This window comes from Kitasatospora sp. NPDC008050 (assembly GCF_042957465.1).
Taxonomy (GTDB): Bacteria; Actinomycetota; Actinomycetes; order Streptomycetales; family Streptomycetaceae; genus Kitasatospora.
The window spans coordinates 451628-473951 of the sequence record NZ_JBIBIJ010000003.1; the positions used below are offsets into that span (position 1 = coordinate 451628).

Sequence of the window (22324 nt, forward strand, 5' to 3'; positions counted from 1 at the left end):
CGTGGCTCCTCGGTTGGTTCCGGCATTCACCGCTGGTCCTCCTCGTGGATGACGTCAGGTTTCTTCGGTGCGTCCGGCACGGGCCGGAGGTTCGGTCCGGCGCCGGCCGGAGGTCGGGTCCGGCCCGCGTCGCGGGTCCGGCGCGCGCCAACAGCTCGGGCGTGCTCCAACAGCTCGGGCATGCTCCAACGGCTCGGCTCAGGAAGGGAGTTCGCAGCGCATCGGGGCGATGTTCTGCCGCCGGACGACGGAGGCCGGCGCGTAGCGGAGCGCCAGGTTGCGCAGGCCCACGACGAGCGGGTTCCCGAGCTGCTCCAGCCGGCTCAGCCGCCGGGACGCCGCGACCAGGGATCGGGCGCGCTCCCGGCGCGCGGCCTCGTACCGGCGCAGCCCGGTGGCGACGTCGCCCGCGCGCGCGAGGTGGTGGGCCAGCGCGTAGCCGTCCTCGATCGCCGAACCGGCGCCCTGGCTCAGACTGGTCAGCATCGGGTGGGCCGCGTCGCCGACCAGGGTCACCGGCCCGTCGCCCCAGGACTCCAGGAAGGACCGGTCCTGTGCGGGCACGGCCGTGATGCTCTCCTGCGGGGTCCGTGCGACGACCTCGCGCACCTCCTCCGCCCAGCCCTGGTAGCTGCGCAGGATTTCCGCCCTGCCGCCGGACCACCGGCGCGCCTGCTCCGGCGGGAGGTTCTTCGTCCCCCACCAGTAGGCCTGGCCGCCGCCGATGTCGATCAGGCCGAACCGCTGCCCGCTCCCCCAGTAGTGGACGGCACCGCCGTCCGGCAGCCGGCGGTGGCGGAAGGGGACGGTCGCGATCCAGCAGACGTAGCCGTACTCGTGGACCGGCTCCGGGCCGGCCGACTGGGCCCGGACCACCGACCGGATGCCGTCCGCGCCGACCAGCAGGTCGGCGGCGAGGGTCCGGCCGTCCGCGCAGAGCACCGAGACGCCCTCGGCCTCCCGCCGGTAGCTGACCGCCTCGGCGCCGTGGCGGACCGGGGTACCGGCCAGCGAGCGGCGGAGCAGGTCGATCAGGTCGCTGCGGCGGACGTTGACCACAGGGGAGCCCAGCTCCTCGGCGATCGAGCGGATCGGCAGCTCGCGCAGCGGCCGTCCGCTCGCGGTGCACAGCCGGAAGTGCTCGCAGACCCGGCCCACGCCGGCCGCGGCGAGGTCGATGTCCAGGGCGCGCAGCACCTTGGTGGCGTTGCTGGCGATGCCGAGTCCGCCGCCCGAGGTCCGCGCCTCGGGGGCGGCCTCCAGCACCTCGACGTCGACGCCGTGGCGGCGGAGCGCGATCGCCGTCGTCAACCCGCCGATGCCGGCGCCGATCACCAGCGCCTTCACCGGGCCGCTCCCTCGTACGCGCCGGCCCGGCCCTTCTCCGGTGCCGGATCGGCGAACTGACGCTTGATCAGCGCGTCGAGCACCCGGTCCGGCAGCAGCCGGGCCGCCACGGCGGCGGCCCGGGCGTCCGGCCCGACCCGGTAGCGGGTCCGCGGCCGCCGGGCGGTCAGCGCGTGGGCGACGGCCCGGGCGACCGCCTCCGGGCGGGTCCGGCTCTGCCGGGCGCGCTCGTCGTTCAGGGCGACGAAGGCCTCGAACCGGGCCCGGTAGGGGGCGGCGACCGCCTCGGGGGCGGCCGCCAGTATCTGCCGGGCCGTCTCCTCGACCTTGGACCAGATCGGGGTGGGCACCGCGCCCGGCTCGATCACCGAGACGCTGACCGCCAGCGACGCCAGCTCGCGCCGCAGCGCGTCCGACACCCCCTCCTTGGCGAACTGCGAGGCCGCGTAGGCGCCGAGGAAGGGGGCGGCGACCCGCCCGAGGCCGGAGCTGACGGTGACGATCCGCCCGACCGGTTCTCCCGGGACGGCGGCCGAGGGCCGGGCCCGCAGCAGCGGCAGGAACTCCTGGGTCACCGCCACCGTACCGATCAGGTTCACCTCCAACTCGGCCCGGAGCTGCTCCGGCGGTACGCACTCCAGCGGCGCCGGCACGCAGGTGCCGGCGTTGTTGACCAGCCCGTGCAGCCCCGCGTCGCCGACCTCCTCGCGCACCCGCCTGCCGGCCGCCCGGATCGCGTCGGCCGAGGTGACGTCGAGCATCAGGGGCCGGATCGCCGGGTTCACCCGCAGGGCCCGGGCCGCGCTCTCCTCGGTCCGCACCCCGGCGTACACGGTGAACCCGGCTCCAGCCAGGCCCTCGGCGATCGCCGCGCCGAGCCCTGACGACGCGCCGGTGATGACTACCGCTCCCCGACTGTTGGTCATGATCAGCCTCTCGCTTCGGTGGGGGCCGGCGTTTCGGTGCGCCGCAGGCCCGCCAACAGGGTCCGCACCGCGTGGTCCGCGATCCGCCCGGCGCGCTCGGCGCCGAGCGCGCCGTCGATGTAGGTGAAGTTCCAGTGCAGCGCCGCGTGGCTGGTGTTGACCGTCGCGACCAGGTAGCCACTGACCGAGATGCCGGCGACGAACTGCGCGCCGGACAGCTCCCACCGCCCGACCCGGTCGGGGAAGTCGACCACCCCGAGGTTGGACAGGCAGACGTTCCCGGGGCCCTGCCGGTCGACCGCGGTGACCGCCCGCGCGCTGCGCGCGGCCGAGGGCGGCGACATCAGCCGCAGCAGCGACACCAGCGCCAGGTGGCGGCGGCTCCGCACGCTGCGGCGCAGGTCCCGGGTGACGCCCCGGGCCGCCGCCCAGAGCCCGGCGGCCGGGCCCACCCGGACGTAGGTGGGCACGGTCGCGACGTAGGCGCCCGCGTCCCGGGGGCCGACCGGCGGGACCAGGTGGGTGCGGAAGTCCACCGGCGAGCCGATGCAGACGGTCCGGGTCCCCGCCGGGGCCTGCGCCCCGGCGACGGCGAGGGCCAGCGCGGCGGCGAGGGCGCCGTGCACGGTGGTGCCCTCGCGGTGGCAGCGGTCGGTCAGCGCGGCCAGCTGTCCGGCGTCCAGCTCCCGGTGGAGCAGCCTGGTCCGGCGGTGCTGCGGCTGCAGCGGGACGGGCGGCGTGAGCCGCCAGGGCCGGGCGGCCAGCAGGGCGAACTGCTCGGCGGCGATGGCGAGGGCCAGGTGCGCGGCGCGGGGCAGGCCGTTGATCCGGCGCGGCAGCAGCGCCTCGGGCGGGGGCAGTGCCGGGCGGGCCGGCCCCGGAGCCGGGTCGTGCGCCGACTCGACCAGCCGGCGCAGCAGTTCCAGGACGGTGGTGCCGTCAGCGATGACATGGGAGACGGTGAGCAGCAGGTCGTGGCACTCCTCGGGGGTACCGGGGTCGTGCACGACGTCGACGATCCGGGCGAGCGGTCCCGACCGCCGGTCGAGCGGGGTGACCAGCTCGACGGCGTCGACCTCCTGCGCCCAGCGGCCGGAGCAGGGCGGCCCGTCGGCGCGCACGGTCCGCACCGGGATCCGCCCGTCCCCGGCGGCCACGAACCGCGGGCGGCTGCCGTCCGGCCGGGCGGCGACGGCGACCCGGAGCAGCGGGTTCTCCAGGACCAGCGCGGCGCCGGCGCGGTCGAGGGCGCCGGCCGGGAGAGCACCCCGCAGGTGCACCCGGGCGACGACGTTGAGCGGGGAGAGCTGGTCGCAGATCCAGTACCAGCGCTCCATCGGGCCGAGCGGCCGGCGGACCTCGCCGGCCGCACCGGGCCGGGCCCCGCTCATCGGGCCTGCTCCGGTCCGGTACCGGCGGGCGCCTGGGCGTCGCCGCGGGCCAGGGCCCGGCCCAGCTCCTCGGCGAGGCCGGCCACGTGCGGGGCGGCCATCATCGAGAGGTGGTCGCCGGGGACGTCCACCGTCTCGACCCGGTCGGCCCAGTGGCGCCAGCCGTTGGCCGGGCTCTCGAAGAGGCTGCCGAAGAGCCGGTGCGTCGAGGCCACGGCGGCCGGCAGCCCCTCCATCGCCCGCAGCACCAGCAGCGGCTGCCGCACCCGCTCCGGCCGGTGGTCGACCGTCGCCCGGTAGTGGGCCCGGAAGACCCCGTGGAGTCGGCGGAGCAGGTGCGGCGAGGCGTCGCCGGGCAGGACGCCCAGGTCGACGGTCCGCCGGAAGACGGCGTCGAACAGCTCGGGCAGCTCACGTCCAGCGGCGGCGAGCTCTTCCTCGGCCGGTTCCCGGCCGGTGGCGTCCCGGACCAGTTCCCGGAAGAAGAGCAGCACCAGCTCCCGTTCCTCGATCTCCGGCCGGGGTCCGTCGCCCAGGGCGACGGTGTCCAGCAGCGTCAGCGAGGCGAGCCGCGCCGGGTCGAGGCGGCGGGCCAGCTCCACCGCGACGTAGCCGCCGAAGGACCACCCGGCCAGGTGGACCGGGCCCTCGGGACGGACCCGCCGGATGGCCGCGAGGTACGAGTCGGCCAGCGCGTCCATGGCGGCCAGCGGTTCGGTGCCCGGCTCCGCGCCGGGCGCCTGCAGCCCGTACACCGGGCGGTCGCCGGGGAGCCGGCCGGCCAGCTCGCGGTAGCACAGGACGTTGCCGCCGATCGGGTGCACCAGGAAGAGCGGCGGCAGCGCGCCGCCCGTCCGGAGCGGGACCACCGGGTCGAAGCCGCGCCGGGCGTCCCCCGCCCGGACAGCCTCGGCCAGCCGGCGCGCGGTTGGCGCCGCCAGGAAGGCGGGCAGCGGCAGCTCGACGCCCCACCGCCGGGCGACGGTCATCGCCACCCGGGTGGCGCCGATCGACGTTCCGCCGGCGGCGAAGAAGTCCGCGTCCACGGCCAGCCGCTCGACGCCCGCGAACTCCGCCAGCAAGTCGGCGAGTTCCTCCGCCAGCCGGTCCACCGGGCCGGCCGGCGCCGCCGTTTGGGTGGCGTCGGACGACGGGCCCCGGGCGGCCAGCGCGCGCAGCACGGCGTCGGCACGCTTGCCGCTCGACGTCAGCGGCATCGCGTCGATCCACCGGTAGTGCGCGGGTACCAGGTACGACGGCAGTAGCTCGCCGAGCGCGGACCGCAGCGCCTCGGTGTCGGCCCGGTCCGGGTCGCCGACCAGGAAGGCCTGCAGCACCGCGTCCGTGCCGCCGAGCGTTCGCGGGACCACGGCGACCTGCTCGATCCCCGGGTGCTGCGCGGCGAGCCCGAGCACGGCCAGCTCAACCTCGGCGCATTCCACCCGGTGGCCTCGCACCTTGACCTGGCCGTCCGCGCGGCCCAGGCAGACGATGTCGCCGCTCGGCAGGGCGACGCCGAGGTCCCCGGTGCGGTAGCGGATCCGGCCGCCCGGCGCGGCGAGGAACCGCTGCGCGGTGAGCCCGGGCCGGTTCTCGTAGTGGAGCGCGACGCCCGGCCCCTCGACGTGGATCTCGCCCTTCACCCCCGGCGGCACCGGCCGCAGTCGCTCGTCGAGGATCGTCACGGTGGTGCCCGTGACGGGCGTGCCGACCGGCGGCAGGGGCGGGTGGTCGGCGGCGGCGCCCGGCAGCTGGTACGCCAGCACCACGTGGGTCTCGGTGGGGCCGTACTGGTTCTCCAGCACCAGGTCCGGGACGGCGGCGCAGAGCGCGCGGATCTCCGGGGTGACGCGCAGCTGTTCGCCCGAGGAGACGACGGCCCGCAGCCCGGCCGGGTACGTCCCGGTGGCGGCCGCGGCCTCGGCCAGTGCCTGCAGCGCGACGTACGGCAGGAAGAGCCGGTGGACGCGCTCGGCCTCGACGATCGCCAGCACGGCCGCGAGGTCCTGGCGCCGCTCCTCGTCGAGGAGCCGCAGGGTGCCGCCTGCGCACAGGGTGGAGAAGACCTCCTGGAAGGCGACGTCGAAGCCGAGCGGCGCGTACTGCAGGGTGGTCAGGCCCACGCAGCCGGTGGCGCGCCGGTTCTGCCACGCGATCAGGTTGGACAGCCCGCGGTGCGGCATGGTGACGCCCTTGGGCTCGCCGGTGGAACCGGAGGTGAAGAGCACGTAGGCGGCCGACTCGGGGTGGATGTGCGGGAGCGGGTGCGGCTCGCCGGCCATCGCCCGACCGTCGAGGAGCAGCTCCGCCGTGACCGCCTCCGGCTCGCCGGGCGCCGCCTCGCCGGGCGCCGCCTCGTCGGGCGCCGCCTCGTCGGTGACGGTGACGAAGGGCGCGGCGATCGCGGTCATCATCCGGATCCGGGCCTGCGGGTGCTCCGGGCCGAGCGGGACCACGGCCGCGCCGGCCCGCAGCACGCCGAGCACCACCGCCAGCTGGGCGGCCGACCGCCGCATCCGGACCGCGACCCGGGCCCCGGAGGGCATCCCCCGGCCCAGCAGCCGCTGGGCGACGGTGTCCGCGGCCTCGGAGAGCCGGTGGTAGTCCCACCGGTCCGCGTCCGTGCCGCCGGTCAGTGCGAGGGCCTGCGGGTGCTCGGCCGCCACGTGCGCGATCTGGACGGCGACGTCGCGCCGCCGCGCGGTGGCCAGGTCGACCGCGCCCTGCGGGTCCCGGACCAGCGCGGCGAGGACATCCAGCAGGGTCCGGCCGAACTCCGCGCGCTGGTCCCCGGTGAGGACGCCGCCACCCGAGCCGATCCGCAGCCGCAGCGCGCCGTCGCGCGGGTCGACCATGGCGGTGGTCAGCAGGGTGAAGTCGGTCTCCTCGCGCACCGCGAAGTCCACCAGCTCGACCCGGCCCTCGCCCAGGACCTCGCCAAGCGTGTGGTAGTCGACGAAGTTGAACGCGGTCCGGATGACCGGCCCGCCCCGCTCGGCGGTGAGCGTGGCGATCGGGTACCGCCGGTGCGGGAAGGCGTCGCGCTCCCAGCGGACCACCCGGCGGACCGTCTCCAGCCAGCTCCGGGCCCGCCCGTCCAGCCGGACCGGCACGGTGTTGAGGAAGAGCCCCGCGCACTGCTCGGCGCCGGCGCGGGCGGGCCGGGTGTGGGTCACGCAGCCGGTGACCACGTCCTCGGTGCCGGACGCCGCCCGCAGGGCGAGGCAGTGCGCGGCCAGCAGGACGGACTTCAGCGGGACCCCGTGCCGGCGGACCAGTCGGCGCAGCGCGCGCTCCAGCCAGGTGGGCAGTGTCAGCACCCGGTCGCCGTCCTGCGCCGGGCCCGGCGCGAGGTGGGCCCGCAGCGGCTCGATCACGGTGGGCCGGCTGCCCTCCAGGGCGCGCGCCCAGAACTGCCCGGACGCGGCCGAGGTGCGTGCCTCGCCCTCCGCCCGGGCGTGCTCGGCGAGCAGCAGGGTGGGGACGGGTGCCGACGCGAGGCTCTCGCCGCCGGCCAACGCCGTGTAGTCGCGCAGGAGTTCGCCGATCAGCCCGGCGACACTCCAACCGTCCAGGATCGCGTGGTGGAAGTGGAACACCAGGTCGACGCCGTCCGGCCGGACGAACACCCGCATCCCGTGCAGCGCGGCCGGCTCCTGCGGCCGGTCGTCGAGCAACGGGTACGCGACGTGGTGCATCGCGTCCAGGTAGGCGTCGAGGTCCGTGGCGTCGGGCGCGGCGACCACCACCAGTGGGTCCGGCACCTCGCGCAGGACAAGCTGCAGCGGGGTGGACCGGCCGGTGAGGTCGAAGGTCGAGCGCAGCGCCGGCTGCCGGCGCAGCAGCCGCCGGTACGCGGTGCGGAACGCCGCCTCGTCCCAGGGCATCCGCAGCCGGTACCGGAAGACGTCCTTGTACCGCGCGGAGTCGGCGCTCCGCAGACTGTGGAAGAGCATGCCGAGCTGCAGCTGCGAGGCGGGGAAGGCGTCCTCAGCCGTGCGGACGGCGGCCCGGTCGAGTAGCGGGACGAGGGCGAACGGCTCGGTCACGCCGGAATCCGCCTCCGGGACGGGGGCCGCCACCTGCTCCGCGAGGCCGGCGACGGTCGGGCGGGCGTAGAACCGCTCGACGTCGAAGGGCAGTCCGCGCCGCTCCGCCTCGGTGCGCAGCCGCAGCACCAGGATCGAGTCACCGCCGATGGTGAAGAAGTCGTCGTGGGCGCCGAACGCGTCCGTCCCGAGCACCTCGTGCCAGAGGGCGGCCACCTGTTCCTCGACCGGGCCGTCCGGCCGGGCGGAGCCCCGCTCGCGCCGGCCGAGCGCGGGCAGGGCCTTGCGGTCCACCTTCCCGCTCGGGGTCAGCGGCAGCCGGTCCAGGCGGACGAACTCCGCCGGGATCATGTACGCCGGGAGCCGCTCGGCGAGGAAGCCGACGACGGCCTTCACCAGTGCGGAGGGGCCGTCGGCCGCGGAGTCGGTGACGGGGTCGGCGGCCACCAGGTACGCGACCAGCCCGGCCCCGCCCGCCGTGGCCTCGCTGGCCACCGCCGCCGCGGCGACGGCCGGGCAGCGGGCCAGCGTGCTCTCGATCTCGCCGAGGGTCACCCGGTTGCCCCGGACCTTCACCTGGTCGTCCAGCCGGCCCAGGTACTCCAGGGTGCCGTCGGCCAGCCAGCGGGCGAGGTCACCGCTGCGGTAGCGGCGGCCCTCCGGCAGCGACTCGTCGGCCAGGAACGCCGCGGCGGTGAGCTCCGGCCGGCGGAGGTAGCCCCGGCCGACGCCGACGCCGGCGATGTTCAGCTCGCCCGGCACCCCGACCGGGCAGCGCCGCCCCGCGGCGTCCAGCACCAGCAGCGCGAGGTTGTCGATCGGCCTGCCGATCGGCACCCGTTGGACCGGGCCGGTCCGGGGCGGCTCGAAGAAGGAGACGTCGACCGTCGCCTCGGTCGGCCCGTAGAGGTTGACCAGCTCGGCCTCGGGGCGGCCGGCTTCGGCGAACACGGCACGGAAGCGCTCCACCAGCGCCGGGACCAGCGCCTCGCCGCTGCAGAAGACCCGCCGCACCGTGCGGACCTGCGCAGCGGCCCGGGGGTCCCGCTCCAGGTGGTCGAGGAACGGCCCCAGCATCGAGGGCACGAAGTGCAGCACGGTCACCCCGTGGCGTTCGATCGCCGCGCCCAGCTCGCGCGGATCACGCTCGGCGCCCACCGGCGCCACCGCCACCCGGGCGCCGGCCTGCGCCCACCAGAACAGCTCCCAGACGGAGACGTCGAAGGTCGCCGGGGTCCGGTGCAGCACGACGTCCTCGGCGCCGAGCGGGTACCGGCGCTGCATCCAGGCCAGCCGGTTGACCACCGAGCGGTGCTCGATCATCACGCCCTTCGGCGTGCCGGTGGAGCCGGAGGTGTAGAGCACGTACGCCAGATCGGTGGGCCTCGGGCCCGGCCCGCCGCCCGCCGGCGGCCGGTCGGCGTCCGCCGGCTCCACCGGGAGCGGCCGGATGCCCAGCTCGTCGAGCAGCCCGTCCGCCCGCCCGTCGGTGACGGCCAGCCGCGCGCGGCAGTCGGCCAGCACGGTCCGGGTCCGCTCGGCCGGGTGATCCGGGTCGATCGGGACATACGCGCCCCCGGCCGCGTGCACGGCGTGGACGGCGACCAGGTACTCCGGCGACCGCGGCAGCACCACCGGCACGCACTCCTCGGGCCGCAGCCCGGCCCCCCGCAGCCGGGCCGCCAGCCGGTCGACCCGCTGGAGGAACTCGGCGTAGGTCAGCGTGACCGGCCGCCCGTCGAGGCCGGTGCCGGCCACGGCCGGCCGGTCCGGGGTGCGGCGGGCCTGCTCGGCGGCGAGCCGGTCCAGCGTCGCGGTCTCGTCGAACGGGGCCCGGTGCGGGTGCTCGAACGCGGCGATCCGGGCGGCCTCGTCGGGGCCGACCGCCGTCAGCGTCCCCAGTGGCGCCTCGGCGGACCGCAGCCCCTCGTCGAGCAGCCGGATCACGTGACCGATCGCCGCCTCCACGGAGAAGTCCTCGTCGAAGACGTCGTCGGCGTAGAAGATCTCCACATCCAGCGGGCCGTCGGCCGCGTATTCGCGCACCACGATGTTGACCGCGTCCAGGGAGTAGCCGGAGGCGAGCACGGTCGACTCGGCGCCGCCGAGTCCGCCGGAGCTGCCGGGCCCGCCCTCGGGCACGGTGACGTAGGAGTAGGTGACGTCGAACAGCTCCTGTGCCGGGCGGCCCCGGTCGCGCAGCGCGGCCCGCAGGTCGCCGAGCGGGAACTGCTGACGTGCCGTCAGCTCCCAGACGTCGGAGCGGATCCGGTCGGCCAGCTGGAGCAGGGTCTGCCGCTCGTCGACCGGCACGTGGAGCGGCAGGATGTTGGTGACGTGCGACATGGTCGCCAGCTCGTCCGGGGTCTGCCGGTTGAGCAGCGGGACGCCCAGCACGATGTCACCGTCCCGGTGCACCCGGCGCAGGTAGGTGGCGAGGGCGGCGGCGGTGACGGCGAAGACCGAGCGCCCGGTGGCCCGCACCCGGTCGACGAGGTGGGCGTCCACGTGCACGGACCGCTGCCGCCGGTGGTGGCCGCTGACGGTCGCGGTGCGGGCGAACAGGGCGGGCGTCAGCGGCCCGACCGCGTCGGCCAGCGCATCCCGGTCGGCCCGCCACTGCGGCGACTCCCGGTACGCCCGGTACGTCGCGGCGGCGTCGAGGCAGCTGGGGGCCGGGGCGGGCGCGGGTCCCGCTTCGGCGGACAGGTACTGCTCGCCGATCTCCCGGACCACCAGGTTGATCCCCCACGCGTCGGCGACAACGTGGTGGAACCGGCAGTAGACCACCAGCGAACCGGGATCGTCGACCAGTATCGCCGTCTGGACCAGCGGGCCGTCCAGGGGCAGGACGGTGTCGGTGGTCCGCCGGATCCACTGGCGGCACGCCTCACGCGGGTCGGGCTCGGCGAGGAACGACACCACCTCGACGTCCGGGAGTTCGGGCCGGACCCACTGGGTGGGCTCGTCGCCGTGCGGATCCAGCCGCAGCCGCATCGCGTCGTACCGCAGGGCGGTGCGCCGCACGGCCTCCGCCAGCCGCTTCGGGTCGCTCGCGCCGGGCAGGCGCAAGTAGCCGCTGGGCTGGGCGATCGGCAGGTCGGGATGGGTCAACGCGGCCACCACGACGTCCCGCTGGTAAGCGCTCAGCGGGACCGGTCCGGTGACCGGGGCGGGCCGGGGCTCGGCGACCGGCTCGGGCGCGGGCTCGGTCACCGGCTCGGGCGCGGGCACCGGCGTCACGACGGCGGCCCGCGGCGCCGGCTCCGTCGCCGCGCCGGCCGGCTCCGCACCAGCCGTCGCCGCACCGGCCGGCGCCGCCAGGGCGGCCAGGTGCTCCGCCAGCACCGACGGCGTCCGGTGCTCGAAGACCGCGGTGGTCGCGATCGGCAGCCCGGTGATCTTCCGGAGCCGGTTGCGGAAGTCGACGGCACCGAGCGAGTCGAAGCCGAGGTCGCGGAAGTCGGCGCCCGGGTCGACCGCGTCGGGCGACTCGTGCCCCAGCACCGTGGCGGCGACGCTGCGCACCAGCCCGAGCAGGGCCGCCCGCCGCTCCTGCGCCGTCATCGCGGCGGTGTCGCCCAGGCGCGGCGTCTCCTCGGCCGGCCGGCGGCCGTGGCTCGCCGCCCGCAGGCCGGGCCGGGCGAGGCCGCGCAGCACCGCCGGCCACTCCTCGGGGTGCCCGGCCCGCCCGATCCGCCGGTCCAGCCGGGCCGGGACCAGGAGGGCCCGGCCACTGTCGAGCGCGGCGTCGAACAGGGCCAGCCCCTCCTCGGCGGACATCGCAGCGAAGCCGGTCCGGCGCAGCCGCGCGTGGTCCTGCTCCCCGAGGTGGCCGGTCATCCCGGAGGCCGACGCCCAGAGCCCCCAGGCGAGCGAGGTCCCGGGCAGGCCGCGCTGGCGCCGGTGCTCGGCGAGCGCGTCGAGGAAGGTGTTGGCGGCGGCGTAGTTGGCCTGGCCGGCCGTGCCGAGGATGCCGGCCGCGGAGGAGAACAGCACGAACGCGGCGAGGTCCAGCTCGCGGGTGGCCAGGTGGAGGTTCCAGGCCGCGTCGAGTTTCGGCCGGAGCACCCGGTCCAGCCGGTCGGCCGACAGCGCGGCGAACACCCCGTCGTCCAGGACGCCGGCGGCGTGCACGACGGCGGTCAGCGGGTGGCGCACCGGGACGTCCGCCAGCACGGCGTCCAGTGCCTCCCGGTCGGCGGCGTCGCAGGCGACGATCCGCACCTCGGCGCCCAACGCGCGCAGGTCGTCGCCGAGTTGCCCGGCGCCCGCCGCCTCCGGTCCGCCCCGGCTCGCCAGCAGCAGGTGCCGGGCGCCGTGGGCGGTGACCAGGTGGCGGGCGAGCAGCGCGCCCAGCACACCGGTGCCACCGGTGATCAGCACGGTGCCGGCCGGGTCCAGCGGCCGCGGCAGGGTGAGCGCGAGCTTGCCGGTGTGCCGGGCCTGGCCGAGCTGGGCGAGCGCGTCCGGCAGCTGCCGGACGTCGCGGACCGCCACCGGCAGTGGGTGCAGCTCCTCGCGGTCGAACAACTCGCGCAGCTCGGCCAGCAGTTCGCGGGTCTCGTCCGCGTCGACCAGGGTGAGGTCGAAGTGCGTGTACCGCACACCGGGGTGGCGCCGGGCCACCTCCGCCGCCTCGCGCAGGTCGGTCTTCCCCAGCTCGACGAAGTGACCGCCACGCGGCAGCAGGTCGAGCGAGGCGTCGACCAGTTCGCCCGCCAGCGAGTCGAGCACGACGTCGACGCCGGCTCCGCCGGTCGCGGCGAGGAAGGCGTCCCGGAACTCCGTGGTGCGCGAGCTCGCCAGGTGGTCGTCGGCGATGCCGAGGGCGCGCAGTGTGTCCCACTTCGGCGCACTGGCGGTGGCGTAGACCTCGGCGCCCAGGTGCCGGGCGAGCTGGATGGCCGCCATACCGACCCCGCCGGTTCCGGCGTGCACCAGGACCCGCTGCCCCGGGCCGAGTTCGGCGATCCCGCGAAGGGCGCACCAGGCGGTGAGGAAGACGGCCGGGGTGCCGGCCGCCTGCTCGAAGGTCCAGGCGGCCGGGAACCGGGTGAGGAAGCCGTGGTGCCGGACGACCAACGGGCCGATGCCGAAGAAGGTCCCCATCACCCGGTCGCCGGGTTTGAGGGTGCGGACGTCGTCGGCGACCTCCACCACCACGCCTGCGCCCTCGTTGCCGAGGTCGACGGCCGGGTCCGGGTAGAGCCGGTAGGCGATCATGACGTCACGGAAGTTCAGCCCGACGGCACGGACGTCGATCCGGACCTCGCCCGGGCCGAGCGGCCGGGCCGCCTCCTCCCACGGCGCCAGCGCCAGGTTGGCCGCGTCGAGGGTGCCCTCGCCGAGCGTGCGCAGCTGCCACGGCGGCTCGGCCAGCCGGTCGAGCCCGGCGACCACCGAGCCGCCGGCCCGGGCGACGCGCGGCGCGCGGGCGGCTCCCTGACGGAACGCCAGCTGCGGTTCGCCGCTCGCCAGGGCGACGGCCAGCAGCTCGTCCCGGCGCGTCCGGTCCTCGACGTCGAGGTCGAGGTCGAAGTCGAGGTCGAGGTCGAGGTCGAGGTCGAGGTCGAGGTCGAAGTCGAGGTCGGCGTCGACCAGGACGATCCGGCCGGGGTGCTCGGTCTGCGCGCTCCGCAGCAGGCCCCAGACGGGGGCGTGCACCAGGTCGGTGACGTCGTCGCCGGGGCCGGCGGAGACGGCCCGGCGGGTGAGCACCACCAGGGTGGCCTGTTCGGTGCCGGGGTCGGCCAGCCAGGCGGTGACGGCGCGCAGGACACGGTCGAGCGCCTGCCGGGCGCGCTGGGGCAGGCCGGCCGGGCCGGCGGCGGCCGGCTCGGCCGGGCAGCACAGCACCGTCGCGCCGGGGGTGCCGGGCGCGGGCACGGCGGGCCACTCGGTCCACGACCGCGGCCCGGCGGGCACCTGCGCGGCGGGCACCGGGACCGGGATCCAGTCCAGGGCGAGCAGCGCGTCGTGGCCGCCGCCGGCGGCGGCGAGCAGCCGCTCGCGGGTGATCGGCCGCAGGGTCAGCGCCTCGACGGTGCAGACCGGCTGCCCGTCCGGGTCCGCGAGCGCCAGCCGGTACGTGTCGGGTGCGGTCGCCGTGACGGTGACCCGGAGCGCGGTGGCGCCGGCCGCGTGCAGCCGCACGCCGGTCCAGGCGAACGGCAGCCGGACCAGGTCCGGGGTCGCCTCCGGGCCGGGGTCGAGCTGCCCGGGGTCGAGGTACTCAAGGGTGTGCAGGGCCGCGTCCAGGAGCGCCGGATGCGCGCCGAAGCCGTCGGCGGGGATGCCGTCCGGCAGCGCCACCTCGGCGAAGAGGTCGGTGCCGCGCTGCCACACCGCCCGCAGCCCCCGGAACGCGGGACCGTAGTGGTAGCCGCGGCCGGCCAGCCGCCGGTAGCCGTCCGAGACGTCGACCGGCTCGGCGCCCGGCGGCGGCCAGGCGGCCTGCGGCGCGGGGACGGCCGGGGGCTCCGCGGTGAGCAGCCCCTCGGCGTGCTTGACCCAGCCGGGCCGGGCGTCGAGCGGTCCGGCCGGCTCCCGGCGCGACCAGATCCGCACGGCCCGCCCGTCGGCCTCCTCCTCGGCGACGAGCACCCGGACCAGCACGGCCTCCCGCTCGGGGATCACCAGCGGCTCGTGCAGGACGAGTTCGGCCAGCGCCGGGCGGGCGGCCTGCCGGCCGGCGTGCAGGGCCAGTTCGGCCAGCGCGGCGCCGGGCAGCAGGACGACCCCGTTGACGGCGTGGTCGGCCAGCCAGGGGTGGGTGGCGAGCGAGAGCCGGCCGGTGAACCGCAGCACCTCGCTCTCGGGGTCGTCCAGTTGCCCGGCGCCGAGCAGTGGATGCGCCGCGTCGTCCGTACCCGGCCGGGGCGCGGCGGACGGAGCGCCGGTGCCCGGCGGCATCCAGTACCGACGGCGCCGGAAGGCGTAGGTGGGCAGCTCGACCAGGGCCGCGCGGTCCCCGCCGGGGCAGCCGGCCGGGTCGATCGCCCGGCCCGCCACGTGGACCTCCGCCGCCGAGGCGAGCAGCCGGCGCAGCCCGCCCTCGCCGCGCCGCAGGCTGCCGACCACCGCCACCGGGTCGTCCGGGGCGACCTCCTGCAGCGTCTCCTCGATCCCGACCGTCAGCACGGGGTGCGGGCCGACCTCGACGAAGTACCGGTGCCCGCGCGCGTACGCGCTGCGCACCGCCTGCTCGAACAGCACCGTCTGCCGCAGGTTGCGGTACCAGTAGCCGGCGTCCAGCGCCGTGCCGTCGACCGCGTCCCCGGTGACGGTGGAGAGGAAGGCGACCTCGCCGCGGGCGGGCCGGACGTCGGCGAGCACCCGGTGCAGCTCCTCCGCCAGTTCCTCGACGTGGGCGGAGTGCGAGGCGTAGTCGACGGGCAGGCGGCGCACCGGGACGGACGCGGCCTCGCAGTCCCGCACGAACTCCTCGACGGCCGCCACGTCGCCGGAGACGACGGTCGCGCGCGGCCCGTTGACGGTGGCGATCCCGAGCCGGCCCGCCCAGGGCTCCAGCCGGGCGGCCGTCTCCGCGGCGCCGAGCGCCACCGAGGCCATCGCACCGGTGCCGGCGATGGCGACGATGGCCCTGCTGCGCAGGGTGACGATCCGCGCCGCGTCCCGCAGCGGGAGCACGCCGGCCACGTACGCGGCGGCGATCTCGCCCTGCGAGTGCCCGATCACCGCGGCGGGCCGGATGCCGAGCTCCCGCCAGCAGGCGGCCAGCGCGACCATGACGGCGAACAGCACGGGCTGCACGACGTCCACCCGCTCCAGCATCGCCGCCTCCTCGCGGCCGCGGAGGACATCGGACAGGGACCAGTCGACGAACTCGGCGAAGGCCCGCTCGCAGGCCGCGATCCGCTCGGCGAAGACCGGGTGGGAGTCGAGCAGTCCGGCCGCCATCCCGGCCCACTGCGCGCCCTGCCCCGGGAAGACGAGCACCACCTCGCCGTCCACCGCGGCCCGGCCGGTGACGGTGGCGGCGCTCGGCCGGCCCTCGGCGAGCGCGGCCAGCTCCGCCAGCGCCTCGGCGCGGTCGCCGGCCACCACGACGGCGCGGTGGTCGAACGCGGTGCGGCCGGTGGCCAGGGTGTGGGCGACGTCGGCGAGGCGCAGCTCCGGACGGGCGGTCAGGCAGGCGTGCAGCCGGGCGGCCTGGGCGGGCAGGGCCTCCTCGGTGCGCGCGGAGAGGACCAGCGGGAGGATCGCCGCGGGCGTGTCCGGGGTCGCCTCGGACGGCGGCTCCGCGGGGGCCTGCTCGACGAGGACGTGGGCGTTGGTCCCGCTGATCCCGAACGAGGAGACGCCCGCCCGCCGCGGCCGGTGCGCATCGTCGCCGCCGGCCGCCGGCCAGGGCACCGGCCGGGCCGGCACCTCGACGGTGCCGGCCGACCAGTCGACCATGTCGGTCGGCCGGGTCAGGTGCGCCGTACCGGGCAGCTCGGCGCGGCGGATCGCCTCGATCACCTTGATCAGCCCGGCGACCCCGGACGCCGCCTGGGTGTGCCCGATGTTGGACTTGACCGAGCCGATCAGCAGCGGCCGTCCGGCCGGCCGGGCCGCGCCGTAGGTCGCCTGCAGCGCCCGCGCCTCGATCGGGTCGCCGACCCTGGTCCCGGTACCGTGCGCCTCGACGACGTCCACGTCGGCCGCGGTGAGCCCCGCGTCGGCCAGCGCGGCGCGGATCACCCGCCGCTGCCCGGCCTCGCTCGGCGCGCTCAGCCCCTCGGAGGCCCCGTCCTGCCCGATCGCGGTCCCGCGCACCAGGGCCAGCACCGGGTGGCCCTGCCGCCGGGCCTCCGAGAGCCGTTCCAGGACGAGGACGCCCACCCCCTCCGAGACGCCGAACCCGTCGGCGTCGGCGGAGAACGGCTTACTCAGCCCGTCCGGCGCCAGCGCGCCGAGCCGGGCGAAGCCGACCAGGATGCTCGGCGCGCAGACCACGTTGGCGCCGCCCGCGACGGCGAGCGTGCACTCGCCGGCCCGCAGCGCCCGGACCGCCAGGTGGATCGCGGTCAGCGAGGAGGAGCAGGCGGTGTCCACGGTGACCGCCGGGCCCTCCAGCCCCAGCGCGTAGGCGATCCGCCCGGAGGCCACGCTCGTCGTCGTCCCCGTCGTCAGGTGGCCGGCGTGGTCGGCCGCCGCCTCGAACACCCGGGGGCCGTACTCCTGGGCGACCACCCCGAGGTAGACGCCGGTCGGGGTGCCGGCGAGCGCGGCCGGGTCGACGCCGGCCCGTTCCAGCGCCTCCCAGGCGGTCTCCAGCAGGAGCCGCTGCTGCGGGTCCATCGCCAGCGCCTCCCGGGGGCTGATGCCGAAGAAGGAGGCGTCGAAGTCGCCGGCCGCGTCGAGGAAGGAGGCACCGCGGACGTAGGTCGCACCGGGCGCCCCCGGCTCGGGGTCGGTGAGCGTGGTGAGGTCCCAGCCCCGGTCGGCGGGGAACCCGGTGCCGGCGGCCGAGCCCCCGGACCGGGCGAGGTCCCAGAGCTGTTCCGGCGAGCCCACGGCCCCCGGGAATCGGCAGCCCATCCCCACGACGGCGATCGGGTCGGCGGCCGGGTCCGCGCCGCCGGCGCGGGCGGCGTTCCCCGGCGCGGGCACAGCGGTCTCACGATCGGATTCGGCTGACACGCTCCGGCCCCCAGATGCTCGTCGACTGTGGTCCCCACCCACCGGACCCCTGCTCCGGACGTCTCGTGCGTGGACGTCCGGGCGGCGCTCTCGGCTCCGGGGAACGTACGGTCGATCCGGTTACGAACCCGTTACGACTGGTCCCCCGGAGTGACCACGGCCCGCCGGTGTTCGGCTACAACAGCTGGCATGACGACACCGACGGAGCGGCTCCGGACCGAGAACGCCCGGCTGGTCGCCGTGGACACCTCGCACCGGCTCGACGCCCTGCTCGACCGCATCCCGCTGCGGAGCACCGCACTGGCCGCGCCGCCGCCCGGCAGCGGCCTGGCCGCCGTCACCGGCGACCGGGGGCTGCCGTTCCTCGGCCTGGGCCTGCAGACCCTGCGATACGGCCCGGCCTTCCAGCTCCAGCTGTTCCGCCGGCACGGACCGGTGTCCTGGTGGCGGGCGTTCGGCCGTGACATCGTCGCCGCCGCCGGGCCCGACGCGGTGCAGGAGGTGCTCGCCAACCGGGACAAGGCGTTCGTCAGCGGGTGGCCGGATGTGATCGGTCCCTGGTTCGACGGCGGCCTGCTCGCGATGGACGGGGCCGAGCACCTGACCGACCGCCGGCTGCTCCAGGCCGCGTACGGCGAGGAGGCACTGCGGGGCCACGTGCGGCCGCTGGCCGAGGACGCCGAGACCTTCCTGGCCCGCTGGCCCACCGGGCGGCGGTTCGAGGCCGTCCCCGCGCTACGGGAGCTGTCCGGGCAGATCACCGCCCGGGCCTTCCTCGGCCTCACCGACGAGGCGCAGGGCCGGCTGGTGATGCGCGCGGTGGAGGCCTGCATCCGCGCCGAGACGGCCGTGGTGCGGCTGCGGCTGCCCGGGACGGACTGGCGGCGCGCGCAGGACGCCCGCCGCCGGCTCACCACCCTCCTCACCCGGGCGCTGCCCGCCGCCCGGGCCCGGGAGAGCGGCGACTTCCTCTCCGTCCTGGCCCGGCTGGACGGACCGCCCGACAGCCGCCGGCTGGTCGACCACATGGTCTTCACCCTGATCGCGTCGCACGACACCACCACCTCGGCCACCGTCGCGGCGGTCTACTTCCTCGGCAAGCACCCCGAGTGGCAGCGCCGGGCCCGGGCCGAGTCGCTCGCCCACGCCGCCGCGGCGCCCGGCCTCGACCGCCTGGCCCGGCTCGACACCCTCGAACGGATCGTCAAGGAGAGCATCCGGCTGGTCTCGCCGTCGCCGATCGCCATGCGGACCGCGGTGCGGGACACCGCGATCCTGGGCCACTTCGTCCCGGCCGGGCAGCTGGTCTCGGTCTGCACCGGCGTCAACCAGCTGCTGCCCGAACTCTGGCCGGAACCGCACCGGTTCGACCCGGACCGGTTCGGCGCGCCGCGCCATGAGGACCGCGTCCACCGGATGGCCTGGGCGCCGTTCGGCGCGGGCGCCCACAAGTGCATCGGGCTGCACCTCGGGATGCTCAAGGTCAAGGCGACGCTGGACGCCATGCTGCGCCGGTTCACCTGGAGCTTGCCCGCCTCCTACGAGGCGCCCTGGCGCTTCACCTCGCTGCCGGCACCGTCCGACGGGCTGCCACTGGTCCTGCACCCGTGCCCGCCCGACCGGACGTAGCACGCAGCCGGGCGTGCCGTCCCCCGTCAGGTGCCGGAGCGTTCGGTTCCTCAACTCCCGTACCTGACGGGGGAAGCGGCGCACGGCACGTGGGCATCGCTCACCACGAGCTCGACGCCGACGCCCCGGCAACCTTCGGCTGAATCGCTTCTCTCGGCTGCGTGGTGACCTGCCGACCGGCCCGCCCGCAGGCGGCGATTCCAGCCATTGTGCGGACACCCCCTATCGGTGTCTTTCGGCAATGAGGAGACTGATCAGGTCTCACCCCATGTGTCCCTGCGTGCCAAGCCGTTTCAGGTACCACTGAAGCGTCGCACCGCACAACAGTCACGATTCTCCCACCGGGCTTCCTGGTGAAGATCGAGGGGAAAAGGAGAAGAAGACGGTGCCCGAGCACGATCCTGCCCGGATATTCACCCATCAATGGATCGACGGCGGTTGGACGGCTTGCGACGCCGATCGCTCGATCACCGCAGTCGACCGGCGGGCGCCTCCAGCCGCCGCACCGAACACCGCAGCACCGCCGACCGACGCGGCACCGACGTGGTGGACCGGACGGGGAAGGCCCGCCACCGGGTCGGTTCGGGCGGAACGGGAGATCGCCCGAACCGACGCCGGAACGAACGTGCCGGCGCCGTTCGGCGGGTTCGAGCAGTCCGCTGTCGGCCGCGGGTGCGGGGTCGACGGGCCCGTTGCCTTCCTGGAGACCACGTCGGTCCAACCGCTCCGGCAGGTCGCCGAGTCGGCCGGCCGGCGGGTGCGCGGTGCGGCCCGCTCCGACGCGGGGGGCGAGGGCAGATGACGGCTCAGGGCACGCTCACCCCGCCCAACTCCATCCAGACCCTCGGCGGCTTCCGTGTCACCCTCAACGGCACCCCTGTCCAGCGCTGGCGGGCCGGCCGGGCCCGGCAGCTCTTCCAGCTGCTGCTGGCCCACCACGGCCGGCCGATCCCCAAGGCGGACCTGATCAGCGCCGTCTGGGGCGACTCGCCGGCCCGTTCCCCCGAGGTGTCGCTCAAGGTCGCGGTCTGCATCCTCCGCGGCATCATCGCCGAGACCGGCACCCCGAACGGGGACGGCGGCGGCATCCGGATCGTCTCCCATCCGGCCAGTTACTCGCTGGAGGCCGACAGTACCTTCATCGACGTCGAGGAGTTCGAGAGCCTGGTCGCCCAGGCCACCGCCCTCGACGCGCTCGGGCGGCGGGCGGAGGCGGCCGACCACTACCGCCGGGCCGTCCACCTCTACACCGGTCCCTACCTCCCCGAGGGCCGGGAGAGCTGGGCGATGATCCGCCGCGAGCGGCTCCAGGACGCCCTGCTGCACGCCCTCGGCTGGCTCGCCGACGACGCCGAGCTGCGCGGCGACCAGCTCGCCGTCCACGACCTGCACCAGCGGATCCTGGAGGTCGACCCCTGTCGCGAGGAGAGCTACCGGGCGCTGATGCGCTACCACGCCCGGGCGCGGCAGCCCTCGCGGGTGCAGCGCTGGTACATCGCCTGCGCCACCCAGCTCAGCGACCGGCTCGGCCTGGAGCCGGACCGGCAGACCCGCAGCCTCTTCTACAAGGCCATGTCCGGGAATCCCGAGCCCCTGCACCGCGTCCACTGAGGTCCGTCGCGCCGCCTGAGAACCTCTCCCGCGCCGCCGTGCTCCCGTTCACCGTCCCGGCGAAACGCGCCGTCGGGGGCCTGCTTCGGGGTTCAGGTGGGGGGCATCGTGCGCAGCAGGTGGCTCAGTGGCCGCCCGCCGAGCGGGAACGGGCCTCCCACCAGGCGCGGCCCTCGGGCGGGAGGGTGTCGACCGGGTCGTAGGAGCGGAACTGCGCGTGCTCGTCGGCGCCGGTCCAGGACGCGATGCCGCGCACCTGGTCGTAGTCGGCCACCTGGTGGACCCAGCGCTTGCCCAGGTCGGGCACATCCGCCACCAGGCGCGGGGTGGCGAAGCCGGGCAGCCAGCCCATCAGGGCCGCCTGGAGCCGCTGGGCCTGGTGCAGCGAGGTACGCCAGTGCTCGCTGTGCGGGACCATGTCGCACAGGTAGAAGTAGTAGGGCACCACCTGGGCCTCGTCCTGGAGCGCGAAGCACAGGTCGAGCAGGGCCTCGGGCGAGTCGTTCACGCCGCGCAGCAGGACGCCCTGGTTGCGCACGTCCCGCACGCCGGTGGCCAGGACGGCGCGGGCGGCCTCGGCGGCCAGCGGGGTGATGGTCTGCACGGTGTTGGCGTGGGTATGCACGGCCAGGCCCACCCCGCGCCGACCGGCCAGCCGGGCGAGCCGGGACAGGCCGTCCAGTACCTCCTGCTGCAGCCAGTGCTGAGGGAGCGTCAGCAGGGCCTTGGAGGCCAGCCGGATGTCCCGGACCGAGTCGATGGTGAGCAGCTCGGCGACGAAGGACTCCAACCGGGGCCAGGGCAGGTTGCCGACGTCGCCGCCGGAGACCACCACGTCGCGCACCGTCGGGTTGGCCCGCAGGTAGTCGAGCATGGCGGGGTAGCGGGCGGCGGGCTTGGCCTCGAACCGGCGCTTGTCGGTGCCGGGGGTGGGCGGGCCGACCAGGTCCATCCGGGTGCAGTGCCCGCAGTACTGCGGGCAGGTGGAGAGCAGCTCGGCCAGCACCTTGGTCGGGTAGCGGTGGGTGAGCCCTTCGGCCACCCACATCTCGGCCTCGTGCAGCGAGTCGCGTTCGGCCAGTGGGTGGGAGGGCCACTGGGCGCTGCGGTCGCCCGCCAGCGGGAGCATGTAGCGGCGCACCGGGTCGGCCAGGAAGTCCTCGGTGAGCGAGCCGGGGCCGGCCGGCTCCCGGTGCGGCATCACGGTGTTGAGCATCTGCGGCGGCATCAGCAGCGGCATGGTGGCGAACTTCTGCTGGTCCAGGGCGAGATCGTCGTAGATCTCGTCGCTCACCAGGGAGCCGAGCACCTCGCGCAGCTGGCGCGGGTTGCGGATGCTGTGGGCGCGCTGCCAGCGCGGTGAGCGCCACTGCTCGGCGCTCACCGCGCGCCAGCCGGGGAAGCGTCGCCAGTCGGGCTCGACGAGTTCGCGCCGCTGGTACCGGTAGGCCGATCCCGCGATCCCGCGCGGCGGTTCGTCGACCAACTGGGCTGCGGTCAGGGTGAGGTGATCAGCCATCAGATCTCTCCACGAGGCGGTGGGAACGAGGACGGGCAGGAGCTGACGGCCCGTCCGAATTCTGCATGGTTCCGGAACTCGGTCCACGGCTCGTCCGGTCGGGGTCCAGTGCGTCCAGCAGGCGTCCAGCGGCGTCCACTCGGCGTCGGGGGCGGTCCGCCAGACTCCTGCCCGGACCGCCGTGGCGCACCGCGGGCAGCC

7 protein-coding genes are annotated in these 22324 nt (G+C 76.1%); 2 read left to right on the top strand and 5 right to left on the bottom strand.

All coding sequences use genetic code 11. The features are described 5' to 3' along the window. Positions 1-198: 198 nt before the first annotated feature. The 4 genes from ACFZB9_RS08890 to ACFZB9_RS08905 are packed head-to-tail and all read right to left on the bottom strand — an operon-like array spanning position 199 to position 17364. Positions 199-1347 (bottom strand): FAD-dependent oxidoreductase, encoded by a 1149-nt coding sequence (locus tag ACFZB9_RS08890; RefSeq protein ID WP_391445016.1) that lies wholly within the window; start codon positions 1345-1347, stop codon positions 199-201. Then, entirely contained in the window at positions 1344-2273 is a 930-nt protein-coding gene (locus tag ACFZB9_RS08895) for an SDR family NAD(P)-dependent oxidoreductase (RefSeq protein WP_391445019.1), read from the bottom strand. Before ACFZB9_RS08895 ends, ACFZB9_RS08890 begins: the two co-directional genes overlap by 4 nt. Before the next feature lie 2 nt (positions 2274-2275). Beyond that, entirely contained in the window at positions 2276-3664 is a 1389-nt protein-coding gene (locus ACFZB9_RS08900) for a short-chain dehydrogenase (RefSeq protein WP_391445020.1), read from the bottom strand. Continuing rightward, positions 3661-17364 carry an amino acid adenylation domain-containing protein gene (locus tag ACFZB9_RS08905; protein WP_391445022.1) on the bottom strand — a complete coding sequence of 4568 codons (13704 nt, stop codon included), beginning with the start codon at positions 17362-17364 and terminating at the stop codon, positions 3661-3663. The genes ACFZB9_RS08900 and ACFZB9_RS08905 overlap by 4 nt, the downstream gene beginning before the upstream one ends. Before the next feature lie 189 nt (positions 17365-17553). On the opposite strand from ACFZB9_RS08905, the gene ACFZB9_RS08910 reads away from it, so the two are divergent. Together ACFZB9_RS08910 and ACFZB9_RS08915 are read left to right on the top strand one after the other, a co-directional pair. After that, the gene (locus ACFZB9_RS08910; RefSeq protein WP_391445024.1) at positions 17554-18993 is read left to right on the top strand and encodes a cytochrome P450; all 1440 of its coding nucleotides are present in this window, start codon (positions 17554-17556) and stop codon (positions 18991-18993) included. A 798-nt stretch (positions 18994-19791) separates the two neighbouring features. Next, positions 19792-20604, top strand: a complete 813-nt coding sequence (locus ACFZB9_RS08915) for a BTAD domain-containing putative transcriptional regulator (protein WP_391445027.1) — start codon at positions 19792-19794, stop codon at positions 20602-20604. A gap of 124 nt (positions 20605-20728) precedes the next feature. On the opposite strand, the gene ACFZB9_RS08920 is transcribed toward ACFZB9_RS08915, so the two are convergent. Further along, a complete protein-coding gene (locus ACFZB9_RS08920) occupies positions 20729-22123 on the bottom strand; it encodes a KamA family radical SAM protein (RefSeq protein WP_391445029.1) in 1395 nt (464 codons plus the stop codon). Positions 22124-22324 lie beyond the last annotated feature (201 nt).

Coding starts and splice junctions, on each gene's coding strand:
- ACFZB9_RS08895 (WP_391445019.1), bottom strand. CDS start 2,273: ATGACCAACAGTCGGGGAGCGGTAGTCATCACCGGCGCGTCGTCAGGG.
- ACFZB9_RS08900 (WP_391445020.1), bottom strand. CDS start 3,664: ATGAGCGGGGCCCGGCCCGGTGCGGCCGGCGAGGTCCGCCGGCCGCTC.
- ACFZB9_RS08910 (WP_391445024.1), top strand. CDS start 17,554: ATGACGACACCGACGGAGCGGCTCCGGACCGAGAACGCCCGGCTGGTC.
- ACFZB9_RS08915 (WP_391445027.1), top strand. CDS start 19,792: ATGACGGCTCAGGGCACGCTCACCCCGCCCAACTCCATCCAGACCCTC.
- ACFZB9_RS08920 (WP_391445029.1), bottom strand. CDS start 22,123: ATGGCTGATCACCTCACCCTGACCGCAGCCCAGTTGGTCGACGAACCG.